13 protein-coding genes are annotated in these 17,436 nt (G+C 40.8%); all 13 read left to right on the top strand.

Features of this window, described 5'->3' with window-relative positions:
- Positions 1–52 precede the first annotated feature (52 nt).
- The 13 genes from IEW82_RS00345 to IEW82_RS00285 all read left to right on the top strand — a co-directional run bounded on the left by IEW82_RS00345 (position 53) and on the right by IEW82_RS00285 (position 17,419).
- On the top strand, positions 53–1,054 hold the full coding sequence (locus tag IEW82_RS00345) for a LacI family DNA-binding transcriptional regulator (protein ID WP_188687731.1): 1,002 nt from the start codon (positions 53–55) through the stop codon (positions 1,052–1,054).
- A gap of 35 nt (positions 1,055–1,089) precedes the next feature.
- Positions 1,090–1,842: a sugar phosphate isomerase/epimerase family protein gene (locus IEW82_RS00340; RefSeq protein WP_188687728.1), complete on the top strand. Its 753-nt coding sequence runs from the start codon at positions 1,090–1,092 to the stop codon at positions 1,840–1,842.
- Between the two features lie 36 nt (positions 1,843–1,878).
- Complete coding sequence (locus IEW82_RS00335) at positions 1,879–2,901, top strand: Gfo/Idh/MocA family protein (RefSeq protein WP_188687726.1); 1,023 nt, start codon at positions 1,879–1,881, stop codon at positions 2,899–2,901.
- A 57-nt stretch (positions 2,902–2,958) separates the two neighbouring features.
- Positions 2,959–3,927 (top strand): sugar phosphate isomerase/epimerase family protein, encoded by a 969-nt coding sequence (locus IEW82_RS00330; RefSeq protein WP_188687724.1) that lies wholly within the window; start codon positions 2,959–2,961, stop codon positions 3,925–3,927.
- Positions 3,928–4,236: 309 nt separating this feature from the next.
- On the top strand, positions 4,237–5,154 hold the full coding sequence (locus tag IEW82_RS00325; RefSeq protein WP_188687722.1) for an ArsR/SmtB family transcription factor: 918 nt from the start codon (positions 4,237–4,239) through the stop codon (positions 5,152–5,154).
- Between the two features lie 750 nt (positions 5,155–5,904).
- A complete protein-coding gene (locus IEW82_RS00320; protein WP_188687721.1) occupies positions 5,905–7,668 on the top strand; it encodes a glycoside hydrolase family 2 protein in 1,764 nt (587 codons plus the stop codon).
- Positions 7,669–7,871: 203 nt separating this feature from the next.
- Positions 7,872–9,158 (top strand): ABC transporter substrate-binding protein, encoded by a 1,287-nt coding sequence (locus tag IEW82_RS00315; RefSeq protein ID WP_188687718.1) that lies wholly within the window; start codon positions 7,872–7,874, stop codon positions 9,156–9,158.
- A 112-nt stretch (positions 9,159–9,270) separates the two neighbouring features.
- On the top strand, positions 9,271–10,206 hold the full coding sequence (locus tag IEW82_RS00310; RefSeq protein ID WP_188687716.1) for a carbohydrate ABC transporter permease: 936 nt from the start codon (positions 9,271–9,273) through the stop codon (positions 10,204–10,206).
- A gap of 2 nt (positions 10,207–10,208) precedes the next feature.
- A complete protein-coding gene (locus tag IEW82_RS00305) occupies positions 10,209–11,060 on the top strand; it encodes a carbohydrate ABC transporter permease (RefSeq protein WP_229672135.1) in 852 nt (283 codons plus the stop codon).
- Positions 11,061–11,316: 256 nt separating this feature from the next.
- Complete coding sequence (locus tag IEW82_RS00300) at positions 11,317–13,527, top strand: alpha-galactosidase (RefSeq protein WP_188687714.1); 2,211 nt, start codon at positions 11,317–11,319, stop codon at positions 13,525–13,527.
- Between the two features lie 698 nt (positions 13,528–14,225).
- Positions 14,226–15,518 carry an extracellular solute-binding protein gene (locus IEW82_RS00295; RefSeq protein ID WP_188687712.1) on the top strand — a complete coding sequence of 431 codons (1,293 nt, stop codon included), beginning with the start codon at positions 14,226–14,228 and terminating at the stop codon, positions 15,516–15,518.
- A 177-nt stretch (positions 15,519–15,695) separates the two neighbouring features.
- Complete coding sequence (locus IEW82_RS00290) at positions 15,696–16,571, top strand: carbohydrate ABC transporter permease (protein ID WP_188687709.1); 876 nt, start codon at positions 15,696–15,698, stop codon at positions 16,569–16,571.
- An 11-nt stretch (positions 16,572–16,582) separates the two neighbouring features.
- The gene (locus tag IEW82_RS00285) at positions 16,583–17,419 is read left to right on the top strand and encodes a carbohydrate ABC transporter permease (RefSeq protein ID WP_188687706.1); all 837 of its coding nucleotides are present in this window, start codon (positions 16,583–16,585) and stop codon (positions 17,417–17,419) included.
- Positions 17,420–17,436: the final 17 nt, after the last annotated feature.

Genomic DNA, 17,436 nt, shown 5'->3' with positions numbered 1-17,436 from the left:
GTGTTTGATGACGGTGAAAAATGGGTGAAGGCTTGTGGCAAAAAGGGCAAAAATGAGTGATGTAGCAAAGTATGCAAATGTTTCAACGGCAACGGTTTCTCGAGCCTTGCAGCATCCGGAATCCGTTAAAGAAGAAACGCGCCAAAAAGTATTAGCGGCAATAACAGCGTTAAATTATACTCCGAATGTATTAGCACGACAGCTTAGACGGATGGAGACGAAAACGATTTTGGTTGTGGTCCCGAATATTGAAAACAATGTGTTCTCACAATTACTTAGCGGGATTGATGCCGTCGCCAATCAAAAAGGGTATAAGGTGTTATTGGGCAATATCAATCACAAGGTTGATAAAATCTATGACTATTTAGATCATTTTAGGCAGAGGCAAATCGATGGTATGATCATGCTTATCTCTGATTTGAGCGATCACATTCTGCAAGATCTTGCTAATGAATTACCGCTTGTCATCACACCAGATTCAAGTGATGATGCAATCGTCCCAACTGTTGTTGTTGATAATGTTGGCAGCAGCCAAAGGGCTACTGAGCACCTGATCAGCTTGGGACATCGCAGACTTGCCCATATTGCTGGCCCACTTCATCTGTCGTCAAGTAAGAGTCGATTAGAAGGCTATCGCCAAGCCTTGCATGAAAATGGCATACGCTTTGACCATGAATTGGTTAAGGCAGGGGATTTTACTATACAGGCTGGATTCAAACAAATGGAACAGCTTCTGTTAATGGAAGTACCACCGACTGCAGTTTTTTGTGCAAGCGATGAAATCGCGATGGGAGCTATCAAGAGAATCAAGCAACACGGATTAAAGGTTCCTGAGGATATTGCCATTGTTGGGTTTGATAATGTAAAGTTTTCTTCCATTTTTGAACCCGCGTTAACAACGATGGCTCAGCCTTTAGAAGAAATGGGAAGGCAGTCTATGAAAGTCCTAATAGACAGAATGAATGGCAAAACATTAAGCAAAAACCATTTTATTTATAGTGCCGACCTGATTATTCGCGAATCCTGTGGCGCGCATTTAAATAAAAGGGAATAAAAAATGCAATCGATTACATGAAGGGGAGAGAAAAAATGAGTACAATTCCTGTTGGCTTACAAATGTTTACGCTCCGTGATGAGAGCGAGAAGGACTTTGCAAAAACCTTAGAGAAGGTTGCTGAAATCGGCTATCAAGGCGTTGAATTTGCAGGCTATGGCAATTTATCAGCGAAAGAATTGAAAGCGCTACTCGATCAGCTGGGCTTACGTGCCGCTTCGAGTCATGTGTCTATTGATCTATTAGAAAACGAGTTAGCCGAGGTCATCACCTATCAACAAACCATTGGCAACCGTCATGTTGTTTGTCCATTTTTAATGCCAGATCGTCGCTCAGAAGAGGATTATAAACAGCTTGTGACCAGTCTTAATAAAATAGGGGAGACATGCCACAAAGAAGGCCTCATTTTTAGTTACCATAATCATGACTTTGAATTACAGCGTTTAAGTGACGGACGAACTGCACTTCAAACACTGCTAGAGGAGACCAATCCGGAATGGGTAAAAGCAGAATTCGATATCTATTGGTTAACCCGCGCCGGAGAAAAGCCCCTTGAATGGATCAAACGCTATCCTAATCGCACCCCGCTTGTTCATCTCAAAGATATGACAACGGATGGGGAACAGTTCTTTGCTGAACTGGGGACAGGAGGTGTTGATCTCGAAAGCGTGATCAACTATGGAGAAGCGGCAAATGTCGAATGGTGGATTGTCGAACAGGATCAAACACGGCGCACGCCATTTGAAAGCATTGAGATGAGCATGAACTATCTAAAATCCAGAAAATAATTCACTACTCTATATGAGGTAAAGGAGAGACAGGAAATGAGCAAAGTTAAAGTGGGTGTCATTGGGTGTGGAAGTATTAGCAGAAGGAGACATTTACCAGAATACGCAGCTCTGGAGAATGTGGAAATAGTAGCGGTTTGTGATAGCGTTCGGGCGCGTGCGGAAGAAATGGCAGAGCAATATGGTGCGAAGGCTTACACTGATTATAAAGAGCTGTTAAATGACGGCAGCATTGATGCAATTAGTGTTTGTCTCCCAAACTATTTACATGCACCTGTTTCTATCGATTCTCTCAATGCTGGGAAACATGTGCTCTGTGAAAAGCCGATGGCAACATCGAAAGAAGAAGCTGAAGCTATGATAGCAGCCGCTAAGGCCAATCATAAAAAGCTAATGATTGCCCATAATCAGCGGTTCGTGAGCTCCCATGTGAAAGCCAAGGCTATTCTTGACAGTGGTGAACTCGGTAAAGTGTATAGCTTTAGAACGACATTTGGTCATCCAGGTCCGGAAGCATGGAGCATAGATGGTAGGGAAAGCTGGTTCTTCAATAAAGAGCAAGCCTTCATCGGTGCATTAGGGGATCTTGGTGTGCACAAATCAGACCTCATTCGCTATTTATTAGGTGAGGTTGTCGAGGTGGGCTCTTTTGTGGAGACGAATGCGAAGGAAAATACGGAAGTTGATGACAATGCCGTAACGCTGTTAAAAATGGCTAACGGTGCCATTGGCACACTTACAGCGAGCTGGGCCTATGTCCGCTATGGGGATAATTCAACCGTTATTTATGCTGAAAATGGCGTTCTTCGTTTAGAGGATGATCCAGAGTACTCTTTGATCGTCGAATATAAAAATGGTGAAACCGTAAAATATGCGCTTGATAAGATTCAAACCAATGAGGAAGGCGGCCAAACGACGACACATGTCATGGAGAACTTTATTAATAGTATCATTAATGACACAGAGCCACCAATCCCAGGTGAAGAAGGCATGAAATCTTTACAGGTTATTCTTGCTGCACTTGAATCCAATGCATCGAAGCAATTTATTAAGCTCTAATTCAGTGAAGCATCATGTAAGTTTTGCGTATGCGAATTTTTAGGAGGTTACTAATCGATGAAACTAGGCGTATTTACAGTACTATTTGCAGATCAATCCTTTGAAGAAATGCTGGATACCGCTCAAAAGGCTGGTCTTGATGCTGTGGAAATCGGAACAGGTGGCAATCCGGGCAATGCTCATTGTCCTCTTGATGAGTTATTGGAGAGTGAAGAGAAACGTAAACAATATCGTGATGCTGTTGAATCACGCGGACTGACCATCAGTGCTTTCAGCTGTCATGCTAACCCCATTTCTCCAGACCCTGCTTATGCAAAGGAATCACATGAAACCTTTATTAAAACAGTACGCCTCGCTGAAATGCTTCATGTGCCTGTTGTCAATTGCTTTTCTGGAACAGCTGGGGATCATGAAGGGGCAAAATATCCGAACTGGCCAGTGGTGCCATGGCCGACGGAGTACAATGACGTTCTGCAATGGCAATGGGAAAAAAAGCTCATTCCTTATTGGAAAGAAGCTGGTCAGTTTGCCAAGGATCATGGGATCAAAGTGGGGCTTGAGCTTCATGGAGGCTTCCTTGTTCATACGCCTTATACTGTTCTCAAGCTTCGTGAGGCAACATGCGATGCCATAGGGGCTAATCTTGATCCTAGCCATTTATGGTGGCAAGGCATTGAGCCTGTTGGTGCTATCAAAATCTTAGGAAAAGCCGGTGCCATTCACCATTTTCATGCTAAAGATACTTACATTGATCAAGACAATGTTAATATGTACGGCTTAACTGATATGCAGCCTTATGAAAATGTGCAGACAAGAGCATGGACCTTCCGCTCAGTAGGATGTGGTCATGGGGTAAACGAATGGTCAGATATGATGAGCGCCTTAAGGACTTATGGCTATGATTATGTCGTCAGCATTGAGCATGAAGATCCACTGATGTCGATTGAAGAAGGCTTTAATCGAGCCGTCACTAACTTGAAATCTGTGCTGATCAAAGATAAGCCAGCAGATATGTGGTGGGCGTAATAGCTATATGTATTACTGACATTTTTCTAAGCTGAAAGAGCAGAAGGAGCTGCCTTTCAGCTTTTTTTATACTATCAGAAATTATAATTTCGCTGACGCTCGTAAATGAGGAGAGTATAAGGCGGGCTTTGATTTCGCCACCTGAGGCTTGCGGGCACCCTAAGTGTGTGATTGGCAAAAATCACATCAGGAGTACCAAATGGTAAAAGCTGAGTGTCTTTAGTTTGGATTTGGGAGGCATTCTGATTAGAATATTTATTCAGGTGTGTTATTATTTTAATAAATGTTGTAATAAAAGGAGAATTTTATTTGAGAACTTTGCAATTAACCTTCGAAAATGCCCTTGAAGTAAGTAAAGCACTAGCTAATGAGCATCGTATTCATATCATGAAGTTACTCAATGAGGGACCACTTAATGTCAACGAACTCTCAGAGCGCTTGAATCTTCCCTTTTCAACGACGGCTGTTAATGTAAAAAAGCTTGAAGATGCTGGGCTCATTACCACGGAGATCGTTCCGGGGAGAGGGAGTCAAAAAATAAATTCAAGTAAGTATGAACGGATTATCATCGATTTGGATTCAAGAACCTCTCCCCCTGTGGATAGTGTTATTATCGAAATGCCGATTGGAGAATATGTAGATTGTGAGGTTGAACCCACATGTGGCCTCATAAGTGAAAAAGAGATTTTGGGACTACAGGATGATCCAAGAAGCTTTTATGAACCAGAACATAAGAAAGCCCAATTGCTTTGGTTCAGAGCAGGGTATGTTGAATATCGCTTTCCAAATAGAATCCCTTATGGGACACGTTGTACAGAGATTGAGATCTCTGCGGAAATATGCTCAGAAGCCCCTTGTTCAAAAATGGATTGGCCCTCTGATATTACACTTTGGGTAAATGGCGTTGAAGTGGGAACATGGACATCGCCAGGAGACTTTGGCGGACAAAGGGGCTTTTTAACGCCGTCATGGTGGGAAACACATAATACACAATATGGCTTATTAAAGCGTTGGAAAATTACTGATAATGGGTGCTATATTGATGGAACGAAATTATCAGATCAAGTGATTGATGCCCTAAAGCTACGGTCCAAGCCCTATATTTCTATTAAATTAGGCGTTAAAAAGGATGCTTTAAATCGAGGGGGGATGAACCTGTTCGGCAAGCGATTCGGCAATTATGAGCAAGATATCATTATGAAACTTCATTATGAGAGTTTGGCTTGAGAGCTGCCAGAAGTGAGGGAAATCCCCTTTTTATATCAATGAATAGGCTGTATTCCTAGACAGAGGGGAGAAGAACCTCTGTTTTTTTTAATCAAATGTATTACAGATGGCCTTTTTTGAATAATAACAAAGTATAAAATTTAGAGTGTAAATGGAGTAGATAGTGCACATTTCCGCTCCAGGCATTTCACCGAACTCCCACTTTCTGAAGGACTCTCGTATCGCATCATGAATCAGCACCTTGTGTTCCAATCCACTTAAGCATGCAATGAAGTAGCTTCCATATATGATGATGCTCTATACTCAGACAAGGACAGCCCCTGCTTTTCACTTTTTTTATAAAAAAATATTGTAATAAAACAATAAAAGGTGTTATATTAAATATAATCAAAAGGGAGGTGGAAAGTGGTGATGTGGAGTTATATTAATAAATTAATTTAATTTATTAATATAACCGTACAAAGGATGGAAGAAGCACAAAACTTTTAAGTGGAGAATTTGTTTTTAACTTCTAGTAACACGGACTTTTATCAGAGATCACATTTGCTTTTAGGCCATTAATGTAAGCGTTATCTTGGAGTGGTGTAGATTTCCAAAAAGATAAAAGGAGGCAGGCGGGCAAAAATACTCAGCATAAGTGATTGGCTTTTAACAAAAGGGATCCTTACTATACTTATTTATTCTAGAGCAGGAAATAGACAGGAGTTAGATATAAGACTTTTATTATAAAAATAAAGAGGAGATTTGGTAATGGCGAATGCATCGAAAGATTGTAGAACACATCCAACACCGCAATTTGCAAGAAGTGAATGGCTCAATCTTAATGGAGAATGGGATTTTGCATTTGATGATCAGAATCGAGGGGAACAAGAGCATTGGTATGTTCAGCAAAATTTTGATAAGAAAATCAAAGTTCCTTTTACCTATGAAACTAAGGCAAGTGGTATCGGTGAACAAACCTTTCATCCCTATATATGGTACAGACGTTCCTTTGCAATCCCAAGTCATCTGAGTGATCAACGGGCGATTTTACATTTTAATGCGTCAGACTATATAACAAAAGTATGGGTTGATGGCACCTTTGTCGGGCAACATCAGGGAGGATACACACGCTTCTCCTTTGATATCACAGCAGCCTTAACGCAGGCAGTGGAACACGAGCTTGTCGTTAAGATCGAAGATTCCAATAGCTGCGCTCAGCCAAGAGGGAAGCAGCGCTGGATGGCTGAAAATTTTGGATGCTGGTATGTTCAGACTACTGGGATTTGGCAAACCGTTTGGATGGAATTTGTCAATGCAACGCATCTTCAGTCCATTAAGATGACACCGGACATTGATACATCTTCAATTACGATTGGCTATCAGGTAAAAGGAGCTGAAGCAAAATCAAATTTAGCACTAAAAACAGAGATTCAAATTGAAGGAAAAACAATAAAAACGTTCATTCAAAGTGTTGATACATCGGCATCAGAGATGACAATTAACATAAGCAGTGACACAGATGAATGGAAGGTTAAGCTTTGGCACCCTAACCATCCTAATCTTTATGATGTGACGTTGACCTTAATTGAAAATGAAACCGCTATCGATGAAGTGTATACGTATTTTGGCATGCGTAAGGTGTCTATCGAAAATGGTCAAGTGTTATTAAATGGCTCCCCGATTTATCAAAGGCTGATATTGGATCAGGGCTATTGGCCTGAGACACATTTAACACCACCGTCAGAAGCTGCCCTGATTGAAGATATTGATCGCACACTAGAGATGGGGTTCAATGGCGTGCGAAAGCATCAAAAGGTTGAAGATCCTCGCTATCTTTATTGGTGTGACAAAAAAGGCTTATTGGTTTGGTCAGAGGTTGCGGCAACGTATACCTTTTCAGATGAGGCTATGGATTGCTTTACAAAAGAATGGCTTGATATTGTACGGCAAAATTATAATCATCCTTCAATTATCACATGGACACCGTTTAATGAGTCTTGGGGCGTGAGTCGTATTTTTACCGAGAAACAGCAGCAAAAATTTACAGAAGCGATCTATCACTTAACAAAGGCGATTGACCCTATGCGTCCGGTTATTGTCAATGATGGCTGGGAGCATACGATTTCGGACATCCTCACGCTTCATGATTATGAGGAATTAGGTTCCGCTTTTACTGAAAGGTATGCGGATAAAGAAAAAATCGTGACAAATCAAGTGGCCCATAATCGTGATAAATTTGCCTTGGCTAAAGGCTATAAATATACAGGGCAACCGATCATTATTAGTGAATATGGTGGTATCGCTTTTGATGAAGGAAGTGGCTGGGGCTATGGGAATCAAGTGACCAATGAAGAGGAATTTTTTGAACGCTATCGCAATATTACCCAGGCTATAAAGGGGTGTGATTACATCACAGGCTATTGCTACACACAAATTACAGATGTCCAGCAAGAAATTAACGGTTTATTGACGGAGATGCGTCAACCGAAAGTTGACCTTAAAAGGGTGCGTGAGATGAATCAATGGTCTTAGTCAATTTGTATAAGAAAAGTGTTAAATACAAGCTCCTCTAAAATAATGACAACGCTGACTTTTAGCTGTTGAGGATAAGTGGATGAATATAGCGTTAACAATACGCTTTGTGTCAGGTGAAACGTAGGCATTATACCGGAATAGAAAAATACCTCTAGAATTCGCCTATGTGAAATTCTACTAAAAAGGAGAGGTTAGGAGTAATGAAAAAGTTGAGGTATTTTGTCATGGGAGTCGTTTTGATTGCTAGTTTCACATTAACAGGTTGTTCGGCAGATTCCGGTGCCTCTAGTGGCAAGATCGTTTTAAATATGGCTTGGTGGGGGAGTGCACCTAGAGCCAACGCGACTATCAAAGCTATAAAAGAGTTTGAGAAGGCTCATCCTAATATTGAAGTGAAAACAGCCTATCAAGGGTTTAATGGGTACTGGGAAAAAATGGGGACCCAAATTAGTGGAGGGAATGGTCCTGATGTTATGCAGCAGGATGTATCAACCATAGCGGGTTATGCACAAAAAGGTGCCCTTCTTCCTTTAGATAAAAAGATAATTAAAACAGCGTCAATAGATTCAACGGTATTAAAGACCGGAGTTATCAATGGAAAATTGTATGGTATTCCCTCTGGTATTGAGGGGGTTGCGGTATTCTACAATCCGAATCTCCTTAAAAAGGCTGGGGTGGAAATTAAACCGAATCAGCAAATCACTTGGACGCAATTTGCTCAAATGGCAAATCAGGTTAAACAAAAGCTGGATGGTGTGTATGGCACTTCAGACGAAGTGGGGGATGAAGTAGCATTCCAAAACTATTTACGTGGTAAAGGCGAAAATGAGTATACAACGAACGGTAAATTAGGATTTAAGCAACAATCACTCATCGATTGGTTAGATTACTGGGCCGAACTGCGTAAATCTGGTGCAGCACCCTCAGCAACATTCACTGCTTCACAAGCCAATGTTGCTACAGGAAACGATGCGTTTGCAACGGGAAAAACTCCTTTTCATTTTGGCTTTTCTGGGGACTCCGTTTTCACCGATTATGAATCTTATCTTAAGCATTCCTTAGGCATGATGATGAGTCCAACGCTAGATGACGGAAAAGAGGTCAATTATCCACGGCCAACCATGTATTGGTCAGTCAATGCCGGAACAAAGCATCCTAAGCAAGCTCAAGAGCTAGTGAATTATCTGACGAACAATGTAACGGCTGGTAAAATTCTTGGCCTGCAGCGTGGTGTACCGGTATCTTCTAAGGTTGCTGAAACAGTCCACAAATCCCTTCCTAAAAATCAAGAGACCGCTTGGAATGCGATTCAAGCTGAGCTTAAAGTAGCAAGACCAATGTCACCGTTAGCGCCATCTGCTGCCTCTCAAATTACGACACTATTTGGCAATATTACTCAAAAAAATGCCTTTGGAAAAATATCTTCCACACAAGCGGCTAATGAATTTTTCACTAAAGCAAAGACGATATTAAATAATCCCAATTAATAATGGACGATCATTTTTGCGGCATAAGGTTAGGACACATTCCACTGACTTCAGAAATAATAGGATGAGGTCAGTGGTCTAGTGAAAATAGTATAAAGGAGGGCATCTAAGTATGGCGACGACGCATACGGAAATAACCATCAAAAAATCAAAGCTACGTAAACGTGTAGCACCAAAATATGACAAAGCTGCAGCCCTGTTTCTACTCCCGTGGCTTATTGGATTAGTTGGTTTAACTATTGGACCAATGATCGCTTCATTTTACTTGTCTTTTACCCACTTCAATTTGCTTCAGGACCCAAAATGGGCAGGTTTAAGCAATTATAAACAGATATTAACTGCAGATGAATATTTCACTACATCCTTGCGAGTTACCGCAATTTATGTAGTTTCTTCAGTTCCTTTTAGGTTAGCCTTCGCCTTATTTGTGGCATTGCTTTTAAATAGAAAAATTAAGGGGATTGGCATTTATCGAGCTGCTTATTATATCCCTTCATTAATGGGTGGAAGTATTGCGATATCGATTATGTGGAGAAATATTTTTGGGGAGACAGGACTCGTTAACAAAGCGCTGCATGTATTTGGTATTCATGGTTCGGCTTGGCTAGGGGATCCTCATTACGCTCTCTATGTTATTAGTTTATTATCTGTGTGGCAATTCGGATCGACGATGGTCATTTTTCTAGCAGGTCTTCAGCAGATACCGGAATCCTATTATGATGCTTCAGCAATAGATGGGGCATCAAAGCTACAACAATTCTTTAAAATTACAATTCCTATGCTGTCTCCAGTCATTTTCTTTAATCTCATCATGGCAGTTATTGAGGGTTTTATGCAGTTTACACAGGCTTTTGTTATAACCAATGGAGGGCCGATTAATTCTACACTTCTCTTTGCCTTGTATCTTTATCAAAAAGCCTTCACAGATTTCCAAATGGGCTATGCTTCAGCTCTCGCTTGGTTATTACTCATTTTGGTAGGAATATTGACTGCTCTACTCTTTATCACTTCAAAATTTTGGGTGCATTATGAAAGTGGGGAGGAATAAACATGATGATGGCATACCCGCACACTAGACGATGGACGCGAGGGGTACTTCACCTCTTTCTCATCTTATTTGGTCTCCTGATGCTTTATCCTATTATATGGATGGCGTTCAGTTCGTTTAAACCAGAATCTGAGATATTTTCATCGCAGCTTCTTCCGACACACTGGATGATTTCTCAGTACACTAAAGGCTGGTCAGCACTTCCAGAAATTAATTTTGGTACAATGTTTCGCAATTCCATTTTCATTTCTTTTATATCTGTGATCGGAAGCTTGTTTACTTCTTCTTTAACTTCTTTTGCTTTTGCCCGTTTAAAGTTTCCCTTTAAGAAGACGCTCTTTGCGATATTAATGGTAACGATGATGCTGCCAGCACAGGTCACCTTAATTCCACAATATATTATTTTTCATAAGCTGAATTGGATCAACACGTATTATCCACTCACTATTCCGAGTTTTATTGGCGCTTCACCATTTTTTACATTTTTAAGCATTCAATTCATACGCGGTATCCCAAAAGATTTAGATGAAGCAGCAAAAATAGATGGATGTAATATGTTTCAGATCTATTGGCGGATTATCCTTCCGTTGACTAAGCCAGCGTTAGTGACGGTTTCAATCTTTAGCTTTTATTGGAGCTGGAATGACTTTTTTGGTCAACTCGTCTATTTGAATTCTCCATCTAAATATACGATTGCCTTAGGGCTACAGAATTTTCTAGATCAGCAGGGTCAAAGTCAATGGGGGCAAATGTTTGCGATGTCTGTTTTGTCTTTAATTCCTGTCTTTATTGTCTTTTTGTTTTTCCAAAAACATCTTACAAGAGGCATTGCCACATCTGGATTAAAGGGCTAGTTACGCTTGGTAAGGGTCTAAATGTATAGGAAGTAACGGCACTTCTTTTAAATCATACAAGCTATGCAGGGGCAGTGGTGAGTGAGCTGCTCCTATTCCTTTTCTCGGGATCATGGCATGCTCAAAAACTGTGCCTAAAAATATGAGTTTATATTGACAGCGTTTACTTCTTGCGATAGTTTATATTTAATTAAATTAATTTATAAACTATCAGGAAGTCACGATCATTTAAAGGTTATGTGATTGGAGGTTCATTATGCCCATCTATTTTAATGCAGCCACTCAGGAATTTCATCTTCAAAATGAACGGATAAGCTATATTTTTAAGGTGCTAGACAATGGTCAGCTTGGCTCTTTGTATTATGGAAAGGCCCTTCAGCATCGTGAAGCATTTCCACACCTTTTTAGCCCAAAAGAGATGCCGGCTTCAACGTTTCAACTCGATGATCCTTTGCTTTCCTTAGAGACGATTAGACAGGAGTTTCCTTCTTATGGCACAACAGACTTTAGAGATCCTGCTATTCAAATCGCCCAAGTAAATGGCAGTCGGATCACTGACTTTAAGTATAAAAGTCACCATATTATTAAAGGTAAACCGAAGCTCGATGGGTTGCCAGCAACTTATGTAGAAGCAGAAGATGAAGCAACTACTTTATTGATTTCTATGTATGATGCTGTCATCCAAGCGGAATGTCTCCTATCTTATTCTATTTTTGAACAGTATAACGTACTCACACGTAACGTTAAGGTGATCAACCATGGCAAACAGACGCTACTGCTTGATCGAGTATTGAGTGCAAGCGTAGATTTGTCTGATGCAGACTATGAACTTGTGCAATTGTCGGGCGCCTGGGGAAGAGAAAGATATGTGAAAACTCGAGGGTTACAGCCTGGGATTCAGAGTATTTCTAGTATCCGTGGGGCGAGCAGCGCTCAGCATAATCCATTTATTGCTCTCAAAAGAGAGGAAACTACAGAACATCAGGGAGAGATTTATGGTTTTAGCTTAGTGTATAGTGGTAATTTCTTAGCGCAGGTTGAGGTGGATCATTATAATATTTCTCGGGTAATGCTGGGCATTCATCCTTTTGATTTTAGTTGGTGCTTAGAAGAAGGGGACTCCTTTCAGGCGCCTGAAGTAGTGTGTGTCTATTCTGATGAAGGCATGAATGGCATGAGCCAGACCTATCAGCAGTTTTATAGTAAACGGCTGGCTTCGGGTGTCTGGCGAGATCGTGAGCGCCCTGTATTGATTAATAACTGGGAAGCGACTTATTTTGATTTTAATGAAGAAAAGATTTTGGACATAGCCGATACAGCACAAAGCCTTGGTGTGGAGCTATTTGTTTTAGATGATGGCTGGTTTGGCAAGCGAGATAATGATCACAGCTCGCTAGGCGATTGGTTTGTCAATCGAGAAAAGCTTCCGAATGGCATTAAGGGATTGGCAGAGAAGATCATCCAAAAGGGTCTTACATTTGGCCTTTGGTTTGAGCCGGAAATGGTGTCCCCTGTCAGTGAACTCTATAAGCATCATCCAGATTGGATCATTCGTGTGCCTGATCGAATGCCCTCACAAGGCCGGTTTCAATATGTGCTTGATTTTTCTAGAACTGAAGTGGTTGATTATATTTTTAAGCAGATGTGCTCTATTTTGGATGAAGCGGCAATTTCTTATATCAAATGGGATATGAATCGTCACATGACTGAGATCGGCTCTGCCTGTTTATCAGCCAAGCGGCAGAAAGAGGTCGCCCATCGCTATATTCTAGGTGTCTATGACTTGTACGAGCGTTTGAGATCAAGGTATCCAGATATTTTATTCGAATCCTGTGCAAGTGGCGGGGCGCGCTTTGATCCAGGTCTTCTCTATTATGCCCCGCAAGCATGGACAAGTGATGATACAGATGCAGTGGAGCGATTAAAAATTCAGTACGGCTCATCAATGGTCTATCCGCTTTCATCAATGGGGGCCCATGTCTCGGCAGTCCCTAATCATCAAGTCAAGCGAGTTACCAGTTTGGAGACAAGGGCTAACGTCGCTTATTTTGGCGCATTTGGCTATGAACTCGATCTTAATGGGTTAACAAAAGAGGAGCAAGAACGTGTTAAAGATCAAATTATATTTTTTAAAGCCAATCGCGCTTTGCTTCAATTTGGCCGCTTTTACCGCCTTCTCAGCCCCTTTGAAAAGGACGGTCTAACAAGTTGGCTGGTTGTTTCAGAGGATAAGAAGCAGGCGATTTTAGGTTATTATCAAGAATTGGCGCAGCCAAATGCACGTTTCCCTAAGGTGAAACTCACTGGATTAGATCCAAGCTTGACCTATCGTTTGGAAGGGGGAGAAGACATCTATCATGGAGATGAATTAATGTTTGCGGGGTTAGAAATGGATCGTCCTGCGACACGCTCATCTCCCTACGAAGGTGACTATCAATCACGTTTATACAAGTTTTGTGCATTGTAATTTAGAAAAGTGATCAAAGCTGATGAGTGGGCAACACTCGTTGGCTTTTTTTACTATCAGAATGTATAATTTCGCTGACGCTCTCAAAGGAAGAGAGTATAAGTGTCACTGGCTTTCGCCTTCTAAGGTTTGCGGGCACCCTAAGTGTGTGATTGGCAAAAATCACATCAGGAGTACCAGCGAAGTGGTGCAGTGGTGCAAGCCAAGTTTTCTAAGGGGACAAAAAAGTAGAAATGCACGTGCCTGAGCTGAATTTCTTTGAAAATGTGAGACGCTTAGATAAAGTTTTTTAAGGATTCCCAAGTATTTATGATCAAGAAGCTCCTGTTCCTGCGACTTTTAGATATGCTTTGTCGTCAGCTTCCTCGGAACAACGCATCGGTTATTCGTGAAGTTACCCTCGCCCGGTTTCCGAAGGCCTCTCGCGCCTTGCGCTCCAACCCATTTGACCACGCAATGAGCATCTTCCATATCTGATGATGCTCTGCACCCAGATAAGGAAAGGGCACGCTTTTAAGTCGTTTTTTTTAAATCCACAATTGCTTCCAATTCATTTAAAATGATAGGATGGCTTGAAAGTGGTTACAAACCTCTTAAAAAAGTGGATATTATAGTAAATTTATTGTATTTCCAGTTTGCATGTATGCGGATACAATAGGTTTGTGAAAGCGGTTTATAAAAATAAAGGGGGAAATCCTATGGTCTTCAAGATGAAAAAAAGCTGGAGTTTATTGTTATTAGGCGTTGTCTTAGTTTTTGCTCTATCTGCCTGTGGAAGCAATGATTCAAATGGTGCAAGTAAGGATGGAAAGGTCACACTCACCTTATGGAATGCTTGGTCTGGCGATACATCAGACACACGACTTTACAATGAACGTGTTAAGAAATTTAATGATTCCCACCCTGACATCACGATTAAAACAGAAACAACAGATAGTGATAACTATAGAACAAAGTTAAAAACACGAGCTGCTGGGAAACAGCTGCCGGATATTTTTCAAGTCTGGCCAGGTTCGGAATTAGAGCCTATCGTTAAAGGGGGCGCCATGGCTCCTATCGATTCGTTAACAGATGATTTGAAAGGTAAGTTAATCAATGAAAATACTTTAAAAGACTTTGCAGTCGATGGTAAACAATACGCAATTCCGACATCGGTAAGTTATACAAACCTTGTTTTCTATGACAAGGATATGATTAAAAAGGTAGGCTATGACCAGTTTCCAACGACCTATTCTGATTTTAAAACCTTGATTAAGAAATTAAAGGCGGAAGGGATTACCCCCATTGAATTGGGAAACAAGCCACAATGGCCACTTCAATCCATCTATGTGTCAATGATTGCTGACAGAATTACAGGAAGTGATTATTTACCAAAGGTATTGGCTGGTAAAGCCAAATTTACTGATCCAGGTTTTGTTAAAGCCCTTAACGTGGTTAAGGAACTTAATGATATGCAGGCCTTTAATAAAGATGTGAATACAATTAATGATGATCAAGCGATGGATAACTTTGTTCAAGGCAAGAGTGCGATCTTCATTTCTGGTTCTTGGTCAACTACTGGCTTATTGGATAAAAAATCAAAGGACAAACACATTGGAACAGCGCGCATGCCAGCCTTTGAAGGGGGTAAAGGAGACCCGACAAAAGTATCAGGTGTTGGTGCTGTAGGATTAGGTATTAACAGCAATCTATCTGGTGCAAAGAAAAAGGCCGCTTTAGAATTTTTAAAGTATTTCTACAGCAAAGACCTTTATGAGGATTTGTTAAAAGCTGGTTTACTTATCCCTGCAAAGGTTGATCTTCCAAAGGATACGGATCCACTCTTTAAAGAGGCTTATCAAGCCACCGAGGGAGGTACCGCGCCGGTCTATGATGGTGTGTTGCCGGCAGAACTTACTCAGACATTGAACAATGGTCTACAAGGAATATTAACGGGCTCAATGACTCCTGAAAAACTCGCGAAAGAAATGCAAAGTCAAGTGAATCAATAAGTTGCTGTAATAGCTGTTCAGACTGCAGGATGTCTTTTAGATTCTGCAGTCTGGTATCTTTCTAATCGTGATAGCAATGGCGTCAAATTTATAGAGCAAAATCAGTTTGACTCCCCTTGCCTTTACATGAGATAAGGCATTTTAGTCCGAGTTTGAGTGAAGGAGTGAGAAGAAACTATGAAAATAGATACGAAAGCCAAGTGGGGGATCGTTCTTGGTCTCGGCCCTGCTTTATTAATATATATCGGTTTTGCAATAGTTCCGATCATCATCTCATTCTATTATTCTTTTATGAAATGGGATGGCTTTTCCCCTATGCAGTACGTCGGATTGGACAATTTTAAGGAGCTTTTTAAAGACCAGCTGTTTTGGCATTCTTTAAAGAATAATGTTTATGTCATCTTAGCCTCTGTTATAGGTCAGCTTTCCTTGGCCCTTCTTTTTGCTTTACTCTTGAATCGCAAGCTAAAGGGAGCCAAGTTTTTTAGAACGATTGGTTTTATGCCAGTTGTCCTTTCCTCTGTTGTTGTCTCGCTCACATGGAGCTTAATCTATAACTCAGAGGACGGTCTATTGAATGAATTATTGCGGGCCGTTGGTCTACAAAGCTGGACGCAGAATTGGCTAGGCAATGAGCATCTGGCCATGATTTCAGTCTGTGTAACTATTATTTGGCAGTTTATTGGTCTCTATATGATTATTTTTCTAGCAGCACTGCAAAATATTCCAAGAGAGATCCTTGAGGCAGCTGAAATCGATGGGGCAACGGAATGGAGCAAGACATGGAAGATTATTCTACCCATGATGAAGGATACCATTACAGCCGCCCTTGTGCTGGCAATATCAGGAAGTCTGAAAACATTCGACCAAATCTATGTCATGACAAGCGGAGGACCTAACCACGCAACAGATGTTTCCGCTTTGTATATGTACAATAAAACCTTTCAATCGCTACAATTTGGCTACGGAAGTGCCATTTCTGTCTTTATCTTCATTTTTGGTCTTGTGCTTATCTTAGTGTTAAATAAACTCATCGGTAAAAGTGCTGTATAGGGGGATCGAAAATGGAAACATATTCTAATCGAAAAATCAAAATGACTTTAATTTATGTTGTTTTAATCCTTTTTGCCATTGTGAACGCCTATCCGATTCTCTGGATGATTTTAAATTCCTTTAAAACCACTAAAGAGTATGCTGTGGATAAGCTTGGCTTACCACATAGTCTACATTTCCAAAATTATATTGATGCATGGCATACCGCAAATTTTGGCGAGTATTTTTGGAACAGTATTGTTGTTTCGGTTGTCGCTGTGATCATCACGGTACTATTTGGGGCATTAGCCGCTTACTTTATCGCCCGCTTTGATTTTAAAATGAGTAAAACCATTTATAACTTCTTCATTTTTGGCTTGCTTGTTCCTATTCATGCGACCCTGGTTCCAATGTTTATCTTAATGTCAAAGCTCGGCATATTGAACACACGTCTTTCTCTGATTTTTCCTTATGTCGCTTTTAATCTACCGATTACAATCTTCTTACTTGTCAGCTTCATGAGAAGCTTTCCAAAGGATATTGAAGAATCAGCGATTATGGATGGTGCAGGGATATTAAGAATCTTTTGGGCGATTATCTTACCTATGACGCGTCCCGCTATCGCAACCGTTGTGATTTTAAGCTTCATTAACAATTGGAACGAATTCGTTTTTGCGCTAGTATTAATTAATAACCCGAAATTGCAAACGCTGCCCTTAGGATTGCAGAATTTTGCCGGTGATCATGTGACGAATTATGTCGCTCAGTTCGCAGGGCTCACCATGGCACTTGTGCCCATTCTTATCGTCTATCTCTTATTAGAGAAGGAGCTTGTTAAAGGGATGACAGCAGGTGCGGTGAAGGGTTAAATGGCGTGAAAAGTTGG

The organism is Pullulanibacillus camelliae, assembly GCF_014642655.1.
GTDB classification, from domain to species: domain Bacteria; phylum Bacillota; class Bacilli; order Bacillales; family Sporolactobacillaceae; genus Pullulanibacillus; species Pullulanibacillus camelliae.
This window is presented reverse-complemented; position numbering and strand designations above follow the sequence as displayed.

What these genes read in the sequence shown, in the direction of transcription:
- IEW82_RS00345 (WP_188687731.1), top strand. Translation starts at nt 53, where the DNA reads ATGAGTGATGTAGCAAAGTATGCAAATGTTTCAACGGCAACGGTTTCT.
- IEW82_RS00340 (WP_188687728.1), top strand. Translation starts at nt 1,090, where the DNA reads ATGAGTACAATTCCTGTTGGCTTACAAATGTTTACGCTCCGTGATGAG.
- IEW82_RS00335 (WP_188687726.1), top strand. Translation starts at nt 1,879, where the DNA reads ATGAGCAAAGTTAAAGTGGGTGTCATTGGGTGTGGAAGTATTAGCAGA.
- IEW82_RS00330 (WP_188687724.1), top strand. Translation starts at nt 2,959, where the DNA reads ATGAAACTAGGCGTATTTACAGTACTATTTGCAGATCAATCCTTTGAA.
- IEW82_RS00320 (WP_188687721.1), top strand. Translation starts at nt 5,905, where the DNA reads ATGGCGAATGCATCGAAAGATTGTAGAACACATCCAACACCGCAATTT.
- IEW82_RS00315 (WP_188687718.1), top strand. Translation starts at nt 7,872, where the DNA reads ATGAAAAAGTTGAGGTATTTTGTCATGGGAGTCGTTTTGATTGCTAGT.
- IEW82_RS00310 (WP_188687716.1), top strand. Translation starts at nt 9,271, where the DNA reads ATGGCGACGACGCATACGGAAATAACCATCAAAAAATCAAAGCTACGT.
- IEW82_RS00305 (WP_229672135.1), top strand. Translation starts at nt 10,209, where the DNA reads ATGATGATGGCATACCCGCACACTAGACGATGGACGCGAGGGGTACTT.
- IEW82_RS00300 (WP_188687714.1), top strand. Translation starts at nt 11,317, where the DNA reads ATGCCCATCTATTTTAATGCAGCCACTCAGGAATTTCATCTTCAAAAT.
- IEW82_RS00295 (WP_188687712.1), top strand. Translation starts at nt 14,226, where the DNA reads ATGGTCTTCAAGATGAAAAAAAGCTGGAGTTTATTGTTATTAGGCGTT.
- IEW82_RS00290 (WP_188687709.1), top strand. Translation starts at nt 15,696, where the DNA reads ATGAAAATAGATACGAAAGCCAAGTGGGGGATCGTTCTTGGTCTCGGC.
- IEW82_RS00285 (WP_188687706.1), top strand. Translation starts at nt 16,583, where the DNA reads ATGGAAACATATTCTAATCGAAAAATCAAAATGACTTTAATTTATGTT.